Source organism: Salegentibacter salarius (assembly GCF_900168265.1).
GTDB classification, from domain to species: domain Bacteria; phylum Bacteroidota; class Bacteroidia; order Flavobacteriales; family Flavobacteriaceae; genus Salegentibacter; species Salegentibacter salarius.
In genome coordinates this window covers 17957-34963 of the sequence record NZ_FVZF01000002.1, presented here as the reverse complement: position 1 = coordinate 34963, position 17007 = coordinate 17957, and the positions used below count along the sequence as shown (strand labels likewise).

Sequence of the window (17007 nt, the reverse complement as noted above, 5' to 3'; positions counted from 1 at the left end):
TACTGCTAAACCACATTAAATTTATGAAAAAATTAATAGTATGACTCGATATATCGCAACTTTTCTGCTTTTCGCCCTATGTTTTTCTCCTTACGTCGGAGCGCAAAGCAATTTTGAAGTTGGGGAAAAATTCCTCAATCAGAATGAAATAAAAAAGGCGAAAACTGTTTTTAAAGAGTTTCCAAACGATCTAAAAGCTCTAGAATATCTAGGTGATATTGCCGGTTTTGAAAAAAGGTGGGATGATGCGATAAACTATTACGAAAAATTACTGGAAACCAAACCTGATTCTCCGAAATACAACTTTAAACTTGGTGGTGCTATGGGGATGAAAGCCCTGGAAATTTCTAAATTTAAAGCAGCGTTAATGATAGGTGATATTAAAACTTATCTAAACAAAGCAGCTGAGTTGGATAAAAACCACGCAGAAGCTCGTCGTGTTTTGGTGGAGCTTTATATGCAATTACCCGCTATTCTTGGAGGTAGTAAAGATGTAGCTGAGAAATTTAAGGCTGAACTTCACAATATTAATAAAGTAGACGCATATTTAGCCGAAGCTTATATTCATAAATATGAGGGTGATGAAGAGTTAATGGAGGCTGCAATTAAAAGTGCCCTTCAGCAAGCACTAAATAATAAAGAACTGGTAGAGCGTAATTATCTAAATTACGAACTTGGTGAGAGGGCTGCTGCTCTAAAAATAATGCCAGATGCCGCCATTCATTTTCTACAGGAATATGCTGAAAATTTTAATTATAAAGATTTAAAATCTCCTGCCTGGGCACATTATCATATTGCTCAAGTTCAGGCTCGGCAAAATAATCAGGATAAAGCCTTAGCGCACGTAAATAAGGCGCTGGCGAGTAAATTCAATTTTCCGGAAGCAGAAAAGCTTAAGCGACAAATATTAGAGATGTAAGCTAAAGACATTTCCCTATCTCTTAACTATATTTGCAGCCAATAAAAAGAATTGGAAATTGCCAATTTAATGGCACGCGAAATTGAACCTAATGAAACTTCATTTTATAGCAATTGGGGGTAGCGCTATGCATAGCCTTGCCCTTGCACTTCACCAAAAAGGAAATATTATCACCGGAAGCGACGATGCAATCTACGAACCTTCCAAATCGGCTTTAGAAAAACAGGGGCTTTTACCTGAAAGTATTGGCTGGTTTCCGGAGAAAATAACTAAAGATCTGAATGCCGTTGTGTTGGGTATGCACGCTAAAAGTGATAATCCCGAGTTGAAAAAAGCCCGGGAATTAGGCTTAAAGGTCTATTCTTATCCTGAATACCTTTTTGAAATATCTAAAGAGAAGACTCGTGTTGTTATTGGTGGTTCGCACGGTAAAACTACGATTACAGCTATGATAATTCACGTGATGCATTATCACGGAAAGGAAATTGATTACCTTCTGGGAGCGCCGGTTAGGGGAATTGAAAATACCATTCATTTAAGTGATGAAAATGATTTTATGCTGATTGAAGGTGACGAATATCCTGCTTCCCCAATAGATCTTCGTCCTAAATTTCACTTATATCAGCCCAATATTGCTTTGCTTAGCGGGATTGCCTGGGACCATATTAATGTTTTTCCCACTTTTGAAAATTATGTGGAGCAGTTTCAAATTTTTATAAATTCTATTGTAAAAGGTGGGATTCTCGTTTATAATGAAGAAGATGAAACCTTAAAACAGCTTGCTGAAAATACTGAAAATCAAATAAGAAAACATCCTTATTTTACTCCTGAATATCACGTAGAAGACGGAGAAACTATTTTAGAAACTTCGGAAGGCGATATGCCTTTAGAAATTTTTGGAAAGCACAATATGAATAACCTTGCCGGCGCAAAATGGATTTGCCAACATATGGGAATTGATGAAGATGATTTCTATGAAGCAATGATGGAATTTGAAGGTGCCAGCCGAAGATTGGAAAAGATATTTGAAAATAATAATGGAGTTGTATTTAAAGATTTCGCACATAGCCCATCTAAGGTAAGGGCGAGTAACAGGGCAGTAAGAGAGCAATATCCCGACAAAAAATTAATTGCCTGTTTAGAATTACACACTTTTAGCAGTCTTAATTCAGAGTTTATTCAGCAGTATAAAAACTCACTGAAAGAAGCTGATGAAAAGATTGTTTTCTATTCTCCGGAAGCAATTGCGCAAAAACAAATGCACCCTATTTCGGCGGAAGAGATTAGAGCTGCCTTTAATGAACCAGATTTGGAAGTTATCTCTGAAGCTTCAGTTTTACAGGATGCATTTGGGGCTAAAAATTTCAACAATACTGTTTTGCTGCTAATGAGCAGCGGTACCTTTGGGAATCTAAACCTGGAAAAAGTAAAAGCCTTATTTTAAGTTAATCGCTTCATTTTTAATAGTTTTAGCGAGGATAAAGAATCATTTTTTATCTTTATAAAACTATGGGGCAGGAAAATCAGAATGGTTTTGGTATTAAATCCTGGGCAGAAGACGATCGGCCCAGGGAGAAACTGCTTCATAAAGGCAAAGTTAGTCTTAGCGACGCCGAACTTATTGCTATCCTAATCGGTTCTGGAAGTAGAAACGAATCTGCCGTGCAATTAAGTAAACGTATTTTAGCTTCCACAGGAAATCAACTGAGTGATCTGGGAAAACTTTCCGTAAAAAAGCTTTGTGAATTTAAAGGAATTGGCCCGGCAAAGGCAGTTAGTATTGTGGCCGCTATGGAGCTTGGCCGGCGGCGAAGAACTGAAGAAGCTCTAGAAAAAAAGAAGATCACCTCCAGTGCTTCGGTTTTTGAATTGATGCAACCCATAATAGGGGAGCTTTATCACGAAGAATTTTGGATTATTTATCTTAATAATTCGAATAAAGTTATTGAGCAACTACAGCTTAGCAAAGGTGGAATTACGGGTACTTTAGTAGATGTGCGTATTACTTTAAGAAAGGCGCTGGAAGTTGGTGCTACTTCAATAATTTTAGCGCATAATCACCCATCGGGCACTTTAAAGCCCAGTGAAGCCGATAAACAACTTACGCAAAAACTTAAAACTGCTGCGCAAAGTTTGGATATTAAGGTGCTGGACCATCTCATTGTAACCGAAAAATCATACTTTAGCTTTGCAGACGAAGGCGTACTTTAAATTGTTTAGATGCTATTAATTTATACCCAGAAAATCACCCCGCGAATAGTTTATACTTTTAAACATATCTGCACCAATATTCTGGGAATCTCTATAAAATTCACTTCAAAGATAGAAGAGTTTATCGCCCACGAGGGGATGAAGCTTTCCTATGGTAAACAAGCTCTTGGAAACGAACTTTTTATACAAAAAGTTGATCTCTTAGTAGAGCAGGGTTTAAGTGAAGTAGAAATAAAGGTACAGCCCTGGGGCGATGATTCTTGTTTCTTTCCTGTTTCGGAGAATAGCGCTTTACCCTTTGATATTTTCGCCGCTTCCTTCTTTTTACTTAGTAGATACGAAGAATATTTACCACATGTAAAAGACGATTTAGGCAGGTTTCCGGCTTCAGAAAGTGTGGGATATCAGGAAGGTTTTTTGCAATCTCCCGTAGTAGATATTTGGGCTTATAAATTTAAGGAAGTCCTCCAGGAAAGATTTCCGGAGATAGCTCTCGAAAACAGGGAGTTTCATAGCCGCGCAATTATTGCCGTGGAACATGTTTTTAATTTTCAGAATAAAGGATTTCTAAGAAGTTTAGCGGGAATGCATCTCGATATAATAAAACTCCAGTTCAATAAGGTTATAGATAGGATCCAGGTACTTTTAAGAGTAAAAAAAGATCCAATCAATATTTTTGAAGACCTTATTGCCTTTATAAAAGAATATAAAGTGTCTTTGCTTTTTATGTTTCAGTTAAGCGATTTCTCAATTTACGATCGCAACATAAACTACAATCGAAATCCATATCGTTCTATCATTAAATATGTAGGTGATTATGCTAAGGTTGGCTTGATTCCTGGATATTTTGCCTATGAGGATTTTAGAACCCTTCGGAAGGAAAAACTTCGTATGGAGAACACGGTACATACACCGCTGGAAAGTGTGATTAACGTAAAATACAATTTGAATATTCCTGAATTTTATACTTTTTTAACCGAATTAGAAATTCCGCAGGATTATTCTATGGGCTACCCTGAAACTTCAGGTTTCAGAGCAGGAACCTGTAGTCCTTTTTTGTTTTATGATATCAATACCGAGTCTACTCTTGCTTTAAAAATACATCCGTATGTATTCAACTCTAATATTGTTGAGCATAATGATTTTGAAAAAATAAATACCGAAGTTGGAAAGATGCTGGAGGAGGTTAAGAAAGTAGGTGGAAGTTTTAAAGCGGTTTTTAAAAACCAGGATTTTTCAGAATATTCCGAGCATCAGAAATATTACTCATTATTAAAGCAGATTTATGAAATTAGATAATATCAACCATATATTTTTCGATCTGGATCATACGCTTTGGGATTTCGATAAGAATTCGGCCCTGGCTTTTGAGCGGGTTTTTAAGTTTAGAAATATTCCGTTGGAAATCAATAATTTTCTAGAAGTTTATATGCCGGTAAATTTCAAATACTGGGAGCGTTATAGAAACGACGAGGTCTCTAAAGAAGCCCTTCGCTACGGAAGACTAAAGGATAGTTTCGATCTTTTAAAATTCGAGGCCGATAGAGATTTAATAGATAATATCGCTATAGATTATATAGAATACCTGCCAGATCATAATTATCTTTTAGATGGAGGGAAAGAGGTGTTGGATTATCTGCGTGAAAACTACATTTTACATATTATTACTAACGGTTTTGAGGAAGTACAGCATAAAAAACTTATCAATTCTGGAATTCATGAATATTTTACCACGGTAACTACTTCTGAAGAAGCTGGTGTAAAAAAGCCTAATAAACAAATATTCGAAATTGCGCTTAAGAAATCTTCAGCAACACCTCAAAACAGTATTATGGTTGGCGATAATTTTGAAGCCGATTGTACCGGTGCTCAAAATTGCGGGATAAAACCCATCTTCTTTGATTACTACGGAAACAAAGAAAACATCGATATAATACACATAAAAACGTTAAATGAACTGAAGTTCTATTTGTAGTAATAATCTTTTGTTAATTTCGTTAGTACAACCTAATCTGGAAGCTAATGAAATTCCTTTCATTTTTTCTCACTAAGTCTACAAGCCTTATTGCTATAAGTTGCTTGTTCTTAGGTTGTGCCAAAGATATTGATCTCAGCCAGCGTGAAGATATTACCCTTAGCCCAGATTTGCAGGTAGATTTGCTTATTTACAATATAGATCAATCTCAATTTCAAAATCCAAACACTGGAAATTTAAAAACTCGTATCAGCGATACCGTGCGTTTAGAATTTTTAGACGATGATTATATCCAAAAAGACCTTTCTTCGGTAGATTTTTATTTCAGACATATCAATACTTTTCCCCGTGAGATTGAAAGTGAAATTAGGTTTTTGTCTGAATCTAATGCGGAACAATTTACTGTAAATTATACCATAAAACCTGGCGCCAATGGCAATCCGGTAACTACAGAACAATATGAATTAATTGAAGAAGACCGCATAAATTTAGTGCGTAGAAGTATAAAAATGGTGGTGGAATTAGAAGTGCAGCCGGGTACATCGGCTTTTGAAGGTGAATTAGATTTCGCTTCAAAAGGCTTCTTTTCGTTTGAATTTTAGAGATGTGGAGACTTATTTGCTTTTTTTTACTTTTTTCAAGTACGGTTTTGGCGCAAAACAAACCGCTATTATTTAATGTAGACGATCTTCCGCAAACTTTAATGAGTAATCCCGGAGCTCAAATTAACTTTACCGGCCATATTGGAATTCCACTTTTTTCACAAATACATGTATCTGCCGGTTCTACCGGGGCAGATCTTTACGATATTTTTGCCGATGACGGTGCTAATATAAATTCACGAATTCAGGAAACCATGCGAGATATGGATTCCAGGGATTACTTCTCCGTGAATCAACAATGGGAAATTATTTCGTTAGGCTGGAAATTAGATAAAAAGAATTACCTCTCTACCGGTGTTTACCAGGAAATGGATGCATTTGTATATTTCCCCAAAGATCCTGCTATACTCGCCAATGAAGGTAATAGTAATTACCTGAATGAACCTTTTTATTTTGATGATGTTTCTTTTACCGGAGAGATTATGACGGTTTATCACTTAGGGATCAATCATAAATTTGATAAAAGACTTACGGTTGGAGCTAGAGCAAAATTTTACTCCGGGATCTTTAATGCTGAAAGTACCGGGAATACCGGAAGGTTTACTACCTATACCACTCCAAATGGAAGGAATGTTTACCGCCACGAAGTGGTAGATGTGGATGTTTTAATCAATACATCGGGTTTTGCACCTTTAAAAGATGAAGAAGGGATGACCGTAGAACAGGCTACTGCTGAATTGCTAAGCAGGTCTTTTTTTGGGGGAAATGTTGGTTTCGGGTTAGACCTGGGACTTTCTTATATCCTTGATGAACAATTTATACTTTCCGGCTCGGTACAGGATCTTGGGGCTGTTTTTCAACGTAAAGAGGTTGAGAATTACAGGTATTTTGGAGCTTATGAAACCAGTGGAATAGAGCCTCTTTTTCCAGATTTAGATGAGAACGATGAAGCCATTCCCTATTGGGATATTTTTGAAGACGAAGTAGATAGGAATTTAAGAGACCAAACCACCAACCAATCTTACACCACGTGGCGCCCTATAAAAGCTAATTTTGCTATGGAATATGGTTTTGGTCCTGCATTTTTACCCTGTCACTATTTAAGCGTAAAGAAAGTGAGGTATATGAATTTGCTGGGAATGCAGTTAAGTGGTGTAAAAAGGCCAAAAGGTTTTGTCTACGCTTTTACTACTTATTGGGATAGAAAAATTAATGAAAACCAGCGCTTCAAACTATCCTATTCGTTAGACGATTATTCTTTAACTAATATTGGCTTGATGTATACTAGAACTTTTAATAAATTTAATGTTTATCTGGCTGCCAATAATTTGCTGGCTTTCCCTAATTTGGCGAAAGCTCATAGCGCTTCTGTTCAGTTGGGAATGCAGCTGATTTTCAATAATTAACATCAATAAAATGAAAAAAATACTATTTGTACTCACTTTTTTTATCGGAACTATTTCCACTTTTGCACAAGACCTGGATCAATATAAATACATTATCATACCTGAAAAGTTTGAATTCTCGAAAGAAGAAAACCAATATCAGTTAAATACGCTTACTAAATTCTTATTTGAAAAATATGGTTTTGAGACCATAATGAAAAGTGAACAAAAGCCGCTGGATCTTCAGGAAAATTATTGTTTAGGTCTTACCGCATATGTAAAAGACAACTCTGGTCTATTCGTAACCAAGTTGGTCGTTCAATTAGAGGATTGTCGGGGAAATATTGTTTTAGAAACTAAAGAGGGTAGAAGCAGGATAAAGGATTTTAAAGATGCACATCACGAAGCATTGCGTGATGCTTTTAGTACTATTAAAGAATTGAATTACAAATATGATCCTTCTGAAGTTTCGGCTCCTACGGCTTCTGAAGAGGCTCCGCAGGCAGTTGAGAAAGCTGAAGTTGCGAAACCCGAACCAAAAACCGAGCCCGTTCGTACTTCTAAAAAAATTGAAACTCCAACAACTGCTCCTGCCGAGGTAGTAGTTAAAAATCCTATGATCGAAAATGCTTCGGCCAAAGAATTAAATTTCGAAAAAGACGGTATCAATTATTCTCTCAAAAAATCTGATTCCGGTTATTCCTTTTACCAGGAAAATTCAGAAGAACCCTTTGCTGTTTTGGCTAAATTTGGCGGGCAAAATGACTTTATCTACAAATCCCTCACCCGACAAGGCGTAGCCTATTTTGACGAGGGAGGTAATTTGATAGTGGAATATTTGAACGCCGAAAATAAATCGGTTAAGCTTGTTTATAAAGCTTCAGCCAATTAATAATTATACTTGGTTTTCCAGCGTTTCTTAAGAAATTCTCTTTGGGCATTTTCCCGCGGATTGTTCCCGGGATCATAAAACTTAGTGTTTTTTATCTCATCGGGCAAAAACTCTGCTTCTACAAAATTATTCTCGTGGTTGTGAGCATATTTATAGTCTTTTCCATAACCAATATCCTTCATTAGTTTAGTTGGAGCGTTCCTAATGGATAACGGAACCGATAAATTTCCTGTCTTTTTAACTGCGCTTTGCGCCTGGTTTATCGCCATATAAGCAGCGTTGCTTTTTGGGGAAGTTGCCAGGTAAGTGACGCATTGGCTCAAAACAATTCGGGCTTCGGGAAAACCTATTGTAGTTACCGCCTGAAAAGTATTATTGGCGATAACCAGTGCTGTTGGATTGGCATTTCCAATATCTTCACTGGCCAAAATTAATAACCTTCGGGCAATAAATTTTACATCTTCGCCACCTTCAATCATCCTGGCGAGCCAGTAAACAGCCGCATTAGGATCGCTCCCACGAATAGATTTAATAAATGCCGAGATGATGTCATAATGCTGTTCGCCGGTTTTATCGTAAAGCACCGTGTTTTGCTGAACCCTGTTAAAAACCAAATCGTTGGTTATTTCAAGGTTTCCTTTAGAAGAAGTTACCAGCAGTTCAAAGATATTCAGAAGTTTTCGGGCATCACCGCCACTTAATCTAAGTAGCGCTTCGGTTTCCTTTAATTTTATATTTTTGGCAGCAATAATTTTATCTTCCCGCATCGCCCTTTCGAGGAGTGCTACCAGATCTTCTTTGCTAAAAGGTTTTAAAATATAAACCTGGCAACGGGAAAGTAGGGCAGAGATCACTTCAAAACTCGGATTTTCGGTAGTGGCACCAATTAAAGTGACCCAACCTTTTTCTACCGCGCCAAGCAAAGAATCCTGCTGGGATTTGCTGAAACGATGAATTTCATCTATAAATAGAATAGGATTTTTTGTGGTAAATAAACCATCGCTTTTCTTGGCCTTTTCTATCACTTCCCGAACATCTTTTACGCCACTGCTAATCGCGCTAAGAGTAAAGAAAGGCCTGTCTGAAGTAGTGGCGATAATATTGGCTAAAGTGGTTTTGCCAACGCCTGGTGGCCCCCAGAATATGATGGAAGGAATAATACCTTGTTGAATTTGCTGTCTCAGTGCTCCCTTTGGCCCAATTAGATGCTGCTGACTTAAATAGTCGTCTAAAGTTTGTGGACGTAATCGTTCTGCTAATGGTTTACTCATCTGACAAAATTAGTAATTTGAATAACACTTTGTCATCTATTAACAAATGGATTCTTTTTTGTAATATTAAAAAAAAACTAATTCTTTTGAAACAGTCTAGTCCTTTTGTTTTTACTACCGGAGTTTTGGGATATCCCATCCTGTTTGTGCTGCTTATCTGGATAGTTTTCTGGTTTGAGATTCGCTTTGGAATTAGTTTTAACAATTTTGGGGTTCGTCCGGGAGAAATTAAAGGCTTACGTGGAATTTTATTTTCGCCATTCATTCATGGAGATATAAAGCACCTTTTCAATAATACCATCCCGCTTTTTGTGCTTTCCATGTCGCTATTCTATTTCTACAGAAAGATTAGCTGGCCGGTTCTAATTATTGGTTTACTGCTTACCGGAATTCTTACCTGGAGCATTGGACGACCTGCGAATCATATTGGGGCGAGTGGAATAATATATATGCTTGCCGCTTTTTTATTTTTCAAAGGTATTTTTTCAAAATATTATCGCTTAGTGGCGCTTTCTCTAATCGTAGTTTTTCTTTATGGAGGTATGCTATGGTATGTTACTCCTATAGATCCTGAAATTTCCTGGGAAGGGCATCTATCGGGATTAATTTCGGGTTTTATGTTGGCCGTTTTTTATAGGAAGAATACTATTAAAAGCCCCAAATACGAATGGGAAAAGCCTGAATACAGCGAGAAGGAAGATCTATTTATGCAGCATTTTGATGAAAATGGTAATTTTATAGAAAGGCGTTTTGAAGTTGAAGAGGAAGCCACCCAAACCCAAGAGGGGCAGGACGAAACACAGTTTAATAAGAATTCTGATAAAATAACCTATCGCTATTTTTATAAAAAATCAGAAGAAAATAAAGAATGAATTTTAACGTCAAGCTCTCGCTTTTATGAACTTTGCCTTTGTCTAATCGCTTCATATAAAAATACACCACAGGCAACCGATACATTCAATGATTCAATTTTACCGAACATAGGCAGTTTTGCCTTTTTGTCTACGCTTTTTAATATAGAACTTGAAACTCCTTTGGCTTCATTTCCCATAATAATTCCTGTGGCCTGCTTGAAGTCTATATCGTAAATTGTATCATCTGTTTTCTCGGTAGCTGCTACAAGTTGTACACCTGAAGATTGTAAATAAAAAACAGCATCTTTTATATGATTCACTTTTACAATAGGAAGATTGAAAACTCCGCCGGCTGAAGTTTTAACGGTATCGGCATTTAGAGGCGCACCTCCTTTTTCAGGTATAATTATGGCATCAACTCCTGTACATTCTGCGGTTCTAATAATTGCCCCAAAATTACGCACATCGGTAATTTGGTCTAGCAATAGAAAAAGGGGGGTGGTTTTTTCTTCAAGAATTTTTTCAATGGTTTCTTCAAGGTTTCCAAATTTAATTGGGGAGATAGTCGCTACCACACCTTGGTGATTTCCTTTGGAAAGCTTATAAAGTTTTTCTTCGGGAACGAACGAAATATTATAACTGCCTTTTTGGATAAGATGATTCAATTCCTGAAATAAAGGGCCTGAGAGACCTTTTTGAATATAAACCTTATCAATGCTTTTTCCTCCCTGAATAGCTTCTATAACGGCTCTAATTCCAAAAATGCGTGTAGTTTCTTCCATAGTGCAAAGGTAGGTTTTGTTTTTAAACTTATGGAATTACTGTAAATAAAAAAACCACCCGGTTAGGGGTGGTTTATAAGTATTAATTCAACTCTTAATTACTGTACATCCCAGAAAACAGGAGTTTGTGCAGAGTCACCTCCAATTGCTTCGGCAGCAGCCTCGTAATTGGTTTGGTTAAGGTTGGTCTCATCTACTGGATAAGTATATCTTAATGGAACTTCAGTTTCGTATGCTACAGGAATGTTCAATTCAGGAGCATCATATTTTCTCCATACTGACCATCCCTGGAATGGATTGTCAAACATAGCGATCCAGTATTGCTTAGCAAATTGCTCTTCAGAACCATCATAAGCTACATCAGCTTGCGAAAGGTAAGATGAAATTGCATCTTCATCAGTTATTCCCCAATAGTTCATAGATGCGGTGATCGCAGAGTTATAGTGAGTTTCAGCATCACCTGGTACATTGTATCCAAGTTCGGCAGCTCTAGACTGGTTGAAGCGAACTTCAGCATAATCTAATAAGATACCTTCACGAGTTGGCTGCAAGAAAGGATCACCAATATGAGTATAATCACCGAAGTTGTTACTGGTTCCGTAGATACCACCAATATATCCTTCTACATTTTCATCAAAATATACCATTCTTCTTGGGTCATCAAGCTCGTTCATATAATCTACGATGGTGTTTGCAGCCAGGAAGTCAGATCGCCCACTCAATACAAGATCTTCCCAAAGTGGATTACCGTAAGGATCGTTGCCCTGGTATTCAACGGTAGCATTATCGGCATTAGCCGCAAATACTCCATCTGCAACTGCAGATTCTACAGTTGATTGCGAAAGTCCTGGATTAACATCAGAAATTCTCATTCCTAACCTCAATTTAAGAGAGTTGGCAAACATCATCCATTTGCTCATATCTCCACCATAAACTACATCGGCAGAAGAATAACCCTGTCCTGCAGATAACATTGTACCTACGTTGTCTAATCTAGAGATCAAATCTTCGTAAATTACCATATCATCATCGTAAGCAGGTAATGGAAATTCGTCAGCCTGTCCGGCTTGAGAGTAAGGGATATCTCCAAAACTATCTACAAGTACGTGCCACGCATAAACTTCAATTACTTCTAATTGACCCATACGAGCATCTTTTTCAGCTTGCTCAAGTTCAGTATTTTCTGCTACGATACTTTTTGCATCCTGAATGTCAAGAATTACATCTCTATAGATCTCAGACCAAACATTATCGGGATTTTGTCTCGAAGTAAAGTTATAGTTTGGTTCATCTAAGTAAGTAGTTGTAGTAAAGTACTGTGCAAGGAATCTATAAAGTCCCTGGTTTACGTTAGGCGATGCCATATTATCTGATAAACTTACCGTTGCTGCGGTAAATAAGAAATCAGAAGCAACCTGCGTAGGGTTTTTGGGATCTCTGTTAAGATCCTCATATTGCTCGTCACTCTGGCAAGACCATAGTGTTACGAGTGCCATTAGAGCTACAATATATTTCTTCATAATTATTTTTATTAAAAGTTAAATTTAAGGCTAGCACCAATTTCTCTTACTGCTGGGTAAGCACCAGATTGGTAACCTTGTACGTTTCCTGAACTAAGTCCAGCTTCTGGATCAGAATACGGAATGTTCTTGTGGATTATCCATAGGTTTCTACCTATTAAAGATAAAGATGCATTGGTAAATGGTGTAGCATCTATAATATCAGTACCAAATTTGTAAGTTAAACTAGCTTCTCTTAGCTTTACGAAAGAAGCGTCATAAACATGACCTTCGTTAGCATTTCTGGCCCATCCATAAGGGTTACCGAAATAATCGGTTCTTGCTCTGGTAGTATTTTCAGAGGTATTAGTAACCTGGTAACTTCCATCATCGTTGTAGGTTACATCTCCCTGAACTCCGTCAAGAATAACACCACCACCATTTTCTATCGTATTACGTTTTGGATTACCAAGCTCGTTAAGACCAACACTAGATTCATATAGTCCTGTTCCTCTTCCGTACCAGGTATCTAAAGAGAAGATATCTCCACCTTGTTGAACATCTACAAGGAAGTTTAAGGTAAGGTTTTTGTAAGAGATAGAGTTAGATACACCACCTGTCCAATCCGGTTGGATGTTACCAATAATGTAGTTGGCATTAGGTGTTCTTTCGTAATAACCGCCATCTGTAATTACACGATTACCATTGTCATCATAAACATAAGCTGTACCTCTAATAGCACCGTAAGGCTCTCCAGGAGCTGCGTTAATTGAAACTCCACCTTGAAGACTCACAGGATTCAATTGAAGGTTGTCAATACCATCTGTTAATTCAAGAACTTCACTTCTGTTTCTGGCCCAGTTAATATTCATATTCCAGTTCCAGTCTTCTGTTCTAACTGGATTAAGAGTTATAGAAGCTTCAATACCTTTATTTTCAATTGTACCGGCGTTTAAAAGCTTAGTTGCGAAACCAGTTGCGGGAGATACCGGTACCGGTGTAATTTGGTTCTCTGTTTGAGAGTTATAGTAAGATACATCAAAACCTATTCTTCTATCAAAGAAATTCGCTTCAATACCTACTTCGTAAGATTTCATACGTTCAGGATCAAGAGCCGGGTTGGCTAATTGAGAATTGTTACTTGCCCATCCAGCAGATCCGAAAGGAGCTGAAATTTGGTAAGTATTGAAAACTCTATATGGATCGGTATCATTCCCAACCTCTGCGTAGTTAGCTCTTAACTTTGCAAAGCTTAACCAGTTAGCATCTATTACATTTGAAAGAATAACACTGGTAGAAACAGATGGATACCAGAAAGTATTATTTTCCATGGGAAGGGTAGAAGAACGGTCTCTTCTTATTGTACCTTCTAAGAAATAAGTGTCTAAATAACCTAAACCTGCTCTGGCATATACACCGTCTATCATTCTATCACTTTCGTATTCATTAGGAGGGTTTAGTGGAGATGCTGAGTTGCTTAATGCAAAAAAGTCTGGAGCATTAAGACCACCGTTGGTAGACGCTCGAATAGAGCTGCTCTCGTTTCTACGAAGGTTAACACCTAAATTACCGTCTAAGTTAAGGTCTTCTGTAACATCCTTATTAAAATTAAGGATAAGATCGTAGTTATATTCTGCGACTCTGTTGTTAAATCTTCTGTAATAACCTACACCTACACTTCCTTTATTTTTTCTTTCCTCTTGCAATTCGTCAAAAGTATCAAATGAGAATCTACCCAAAACACTAAATACATCGTTGATCTCGTAGTTAAGGTTAATATTACCAAAATATCTGTTACGAGTATCGGTTTGATAGTTTTCGTAAAGTGTCCAGTAAGGGTTGTCGGTATAAATAGGGGTAAGATTATCTGGACCATTAGCGTTCCAGGTAATGTTTTCTCCTGTAGCGAAATAAGCTGCTCTTTGGTCGTAAATATCTACGTTAGCTTGATTCCATTGTCTAAAAGATTGCATTATGTTCAAAGCACTGTATCCCGTACCATATCTACCTTTACCATCTGTTTTGGTATAGGTGATGTTAGCTTGAGCAGAAAATTTATCAGTGAATTCATGCTCACCGCTAAACTTTAAAGTGTTTCTTTTTATCTGGCTGTTAGGTAAATTACCTTGCTGATTAAAGTTGGTAGCACTAAGTCTAAAAGAGCTTTTATCTGTCCCCCCGTCTAATGCTACAGAGTTAATCATCGTGTAACCTGTTTCCCAAATATCGTTTGGTGTGTGTTCTGCTGCCACCCATGGAGTAGCTTGCTGATAGAAGTCATAATCTGTCCCTTCTAATTGTGGGTAAATAGAATTCCACTGAAAAATTGGTTGTCCGTCAAACCTCGCACCAAAAGAAGCATCTTCGGTAAATGGCGTAGTTCTATCTAAGTTACCATCGCCATCGATATCAGAAAGGTTAAAATACCCGTCCTCAGACTGGTAGTAAGCTCCGTATCCAGCACCATACTCGTCTTGATACTCTGGAAGCGTGTTGTTGTTAACGTGAGTAGTCATAAGGGTAGAGCTAACAGAAACTCCAATTCCTTTTCCTTTTCTACCTTTTTTAGTTTCAATAATTACCGCTCCGTTTGACGCTCTTGCACCATATAATGCAGTTGCTGCCGCACCCTTAAGGATGTTAATAGAAGCAATGTCGTTAGGGTTAATGTCAGAAGCAGCGTTACCATAGTCATAACCACCTCTACCTGAGTCCTGGCCTGATCTGTTGTTGTTTGCGTTACTTATCGGAGTACCATCAATAACAAATAAAGCCTGGTTGTTTCCTGTTAATGAGGAGTTACCACGAATTACTACGTTAGATGAACCTCCCATAGTACCAGTAGATGATACCTTAAGACCAGCAACTTTACCAGAAAGGGAGTTTACGAAGTTCTGTGTTGGTACATCAGAAACTTCACTTCCATCTACTTCCTGTGTAGCGTAACCAAGAGATTTTTTCTCTCGTTCAATACCTAATGCAGTTACTACTACTTCATCTAATTGAGCAGAATCTGTAGCTAAGGTCACGTCTATCGTGTCATTATTTGCTACAGTGTACTCTGAAGTTTCCATCCCAACGAAAGAATATACCAAAACATCACCCTGATTGGCTGGAATGGAATAATTTCCGTCAAAATCTGTTTGGGTACCTTGATTGGTTCCCTTAACCAAAACGGTTACACCTGGAAGGGGTAGCCCGTCTTCATCGACTACCGTACCGGTAATCGTTCGTTCTTGTGCAAAAGTAATTTGCACAGCTAACACTAGTAAAAGTGTTAGAATACTACTAAACTTTGTTCTCATTTTAAAATTTGTTTGAATTAGCCAACGCCAAAAGTGCTAATAAATGGTTAATAAAACAAACTTTTGTTTTTAAAAATCCATATCTATTTTAAGGAATTGTTAATAATTGTGTATAGATCGGTTAGAGTCAGGGGCTCATGCGAATAGTTTGAAATGTTAAAATATTAGAAAATCGAAGCTATTTCGTTTGAAACTATAATTAAAATATAAAATCTGCTTTTCTCTTGCGAGGCGACTTCCTTTGAGCTTGCTTTTCTTTACGCCGAGATAATTACCTATTATATAATAGCATTTTTTGAAATTTCCATCGAGTTATATCATCCTGCTGAAAATTAATTCATTATAGTTTGATAAATTTGTTTTTATTTCTACATTTGCAAACCCTAAAAAAAACAGGGGATTAATTTTTAAACAATAATTAGGTAAAAGAAATTATGCCAACAATTTCACAATTAGTACGAAAAGGAAGAGCCCAGATGACCAAGAAGAGCAAATCGGCTGCTTTAGATTCGTGCCCTCAAAGAAGAGGAGTGTGCACACGTGTGTATACTACTACACCTAAGAAACCAAACTCGGCTATGCGTAAAGTAGCTAGGGTAAGGTTGACAAATGGAAAAGAAGTTAACGCTTATATTCCTGGTGAGGGTCACAATCTACAAGAGCACTCGATAGTATTGGTTAGAGGTGGAAGGGTAAAAGATTTACCAGGTGTGAGATACCACATTGTTCGCGGTGCATTAGATACTGCGGGTGTTGAAGGTAGAAGCCAGCGTAGGTCTAAATACGGAGCCAAACGCCCTAAAAAGTAATTAAAAACTTTTAATGTAAAGAAATGAGAAGAAGACAGGCCAAAAAAAGACCGCTTTTACCAGATCCAAAATTTAACGATCAACTTGTTACACGTTTTGTGAACATGATGATGTGGGATGGGAAAAAATCGGTAGCCTTTAAAATTTTCTATGATTCTATCGCAATTATAGAAGAGAAAAAACAAGACGAAGAAAAAACCGGTTTGGAAATTTGGAAAGATGCTCTTTCTAATGTGATGCCTCACGTTGAAGTTAGAAGTAGACGAGTTGGAGGTGCAACATTTCAAATCCCGATGCAAATAAGACCAGATAGAAAAGTAGCAACCGCTATGAAATGGTTGATTTCATTTGCGCGAAAGAGAAATGAGAAAACTATGGCGCAGAAATTAGCTTCTGAAGTTCTTGCTGCTGCTAAAGAAGAAGGTGCTGCAGTTAAGAAAAGAGTTGATACTCATAAAATGGCTGAAGCTAATAAAGCATTCTCTCACTTTAGATTCTAAAAT

Annotated in this window: 15 protein-coding genes; 11 read left to right on the top strand and 4 right to left on the bottom strand. The window is 37.4% G+C overall.

The genetic code is table 11. From position 1 onward, the window contains the following. The first annotated feature begins 40 nt into the window (after window positions 1-40). The 8 genes from B5440_RS01495 to B5440_RS01460 all read left to right on the top strand — a co-directional run bounded on the left by B5440_RS01495 (window position 41) and on the right by B5440_RS01460 (window position 7984). Window positions 41-919 (top strand): tetratricopeptide repeat protein, encoded by an 879-nt coding sequence (locus B5440_RS01495; RefSeq protein WP_070053731.1) that lies wholly within the window; start codon window positions 41-43, stop codon window positions 917-919. Window positions 920-1010: 91 nt separating this feature from the next. Then, window positions 1011-2363, top strand: a complete 1353-nt coding sequence (locus B5440_RS01490) for a UDP-N-acetylmuramate--L-alanine ligase (protein ID WP_070053730.1) — start codon at window positions 1011-1013, stop codon at window positions 2361-2363. 65 nt (window positions 2364-2428) lie between these two features. Further along, window positions 2429-3130: a RadC family protein gene (gene radC / locus B5440_RS01485; protein WP_070053729.1), complete on the top strand. Its 702-nt coding sequence runs from the start codon at window positions 2429-2431 to the stop codon at window positions 3128-3130. A 9-nt stretch (window positions 3131-3139) separates the two neighbouring features. Continuing rightward, window positions 3140-4429, top strand: a complete 1290-nt coding sequence (locus B5440_RS01480; RefSeq protein WP_070053728.1) for a polysaccharide deacetylase family protein — start codon at window positions 3140-3142, stop codon at window positions 4427-4429. Continuing rightward, window positions 4416-5105 (top strand): YjjG family noncanonical pyrimidine nucleotidase, encoded by a 690-nt coding sequence (locus B5440_RS01475; protein WP_070053727.1) that lies wholly within the window; start codon window positions 4416-4418, stop codon window positions 5103-5105. Before B5440_RS01480 ends, B5440_RS01475 begins: the two co-directional genes overlap by 14 nt. Window positions 5106-5152: 47 nt before the next feature. Next, a complete protein-coding gene (locus B5440_RS01470; protein WP_070053726.1) occupies window positions 5153-5707 on the top strand; it encodes a zinc-binding metallopeptidase family protein in 555 nt (184 codons plus the stop codon). A 47-nt stretch (window positions 5708-5754) separates the two neighbouring features. Next, window positions 5755-7113 carry a DUF5723 family protein gene (locus tag B5440_RS01465; protein ID WP_232755992.1) on the top strand — a complete coding sequence of 453 codons (1359 nt, stop codon included), beginning with the start codon at window positions 5755-5757 and terminating at the stop codon, window positions 7111-7113. A 10-nt stretch (window positions 7114-7123) separates the two neighbouring features. After that, window positions 7124-7984 carry a hypothetical protein gene (locus B5440_RS01460; protein WP_070053724.1) on the top strand — a complete coding sequence of 287 codons (861 nt, stop codon included), beginning with the start codon at window positions 7124-7126 and terminating at the stop codon, window positions 7982-7984. On the opposite strand, the gene B5440_RS01455 is transcribed toward B5440_RS01460, so the two are convergent. Beyond that, entirely contained in the window at window positions 7981-9255 is a 1275-nt protein-coding gene (locus B5440_RS01455; protein WP_070053723.1) for a replication-associated recombination protein A, read from the bottom strand. The genes B5440_RS01460 and B5440_RS01455 overlap by 4 nt on opposite strands. An 86-nt stretch (window positions 9256-9341) precedes the next feature. Between B5440_RS01455 and B5440_RS01450 the strand changes: the two genes are divergently transcribed. Further along, window positions 9342-10127 (top strand): rhomboid family intramembrane serine protease, encoded by a 786-nt coding sequence (locus B5440_RS01450; RefSeq protein ID WP_070053902.1) that lies wholly within the window; start codon window positions 9342-9344, stop codon window positions 10125-10127. Window positions 10128-10150: 23 nt separating this feature from the next. On the opposite strand, the gene rlmB is transcribed toward B5440_RS01450, so the two are convergent. The 3 genes from rlmB to B5440_RS01435 all read right to left on the bottom strand — a co-directional run bounded on the left by rlmB (window position 10151) and on the right by B5440_RS01435 (window position 15695). Continuing rightward, window positions 10151-10891, bottom strand: a complete 741-nt coding sequence (rlmB, locus tag B5440_RS01445) for a 23S rRNA (guanosine(2251)-2'-O)-methyltransferase RlmB (RefSeq protein WP_070053722.1) — start codon at window positions 10889-10891, stop codon at window positions 10151-10153. A gap of 98 nt (window positions 10892-10989) precedes the next feature. Continuing rightward, window positions 10990-12411, bottom strand: coding sequence for a SusD/RagB family nutrient-binding outer membrane lipoprotein (locus tag B5440_RS01440; protein ID WP_070053721.1), 1422 nt, complete (start codon window positions 12409-12411; stop codon window positions 10990-10992). An 11-nt stretch (window positions 12412-12422) separates the two neighbouring features. After that, window positions 12423-15695 carry a SusC/RagA family TonB-linked outer membrane protein gene (locus tag B5440_RS01435; RefSeq protein ID WP_070053720.1) on the bottom strand — a complete coding sequence of 1091 codons (3273 nt, stop codon included), beginning with the start codon at window positions 15693-15695 and terminating at the stop codon, window positions 12423-12425. Window positions 15696-16129: 434 nt separating this feature from the next. Between B5440_RS01435 and rpsL the strand changes: the two genes are divergently transcribed. Next, window positions 16130-16504 carry a 30S ribosomal protein S12 gene (gene rpsL / locus B5440_RS01430; RefSeq protein WP_057482239.1) on the top strand — a complete coding sequence of 125 codons (375 nt, stop codon included), beginning with the start codon at window positions 16130-16132 and terminating at the stop codon, window positions 16502-16504. Window positions 16505-16527: 23 nt separating this feature from the next. Then, complete coding sequence (gene rpsG, locus B5440_RS01425; protein WP_070053719.1) at window positions 16528-17004, top strand: 30S ribosomal protein S7; 477 nt, start codon at window positions 16528-16530, stop codon at window positions 17002-17004. Window positions 17005-17007 lie beyond the last annotated feature (3 nt).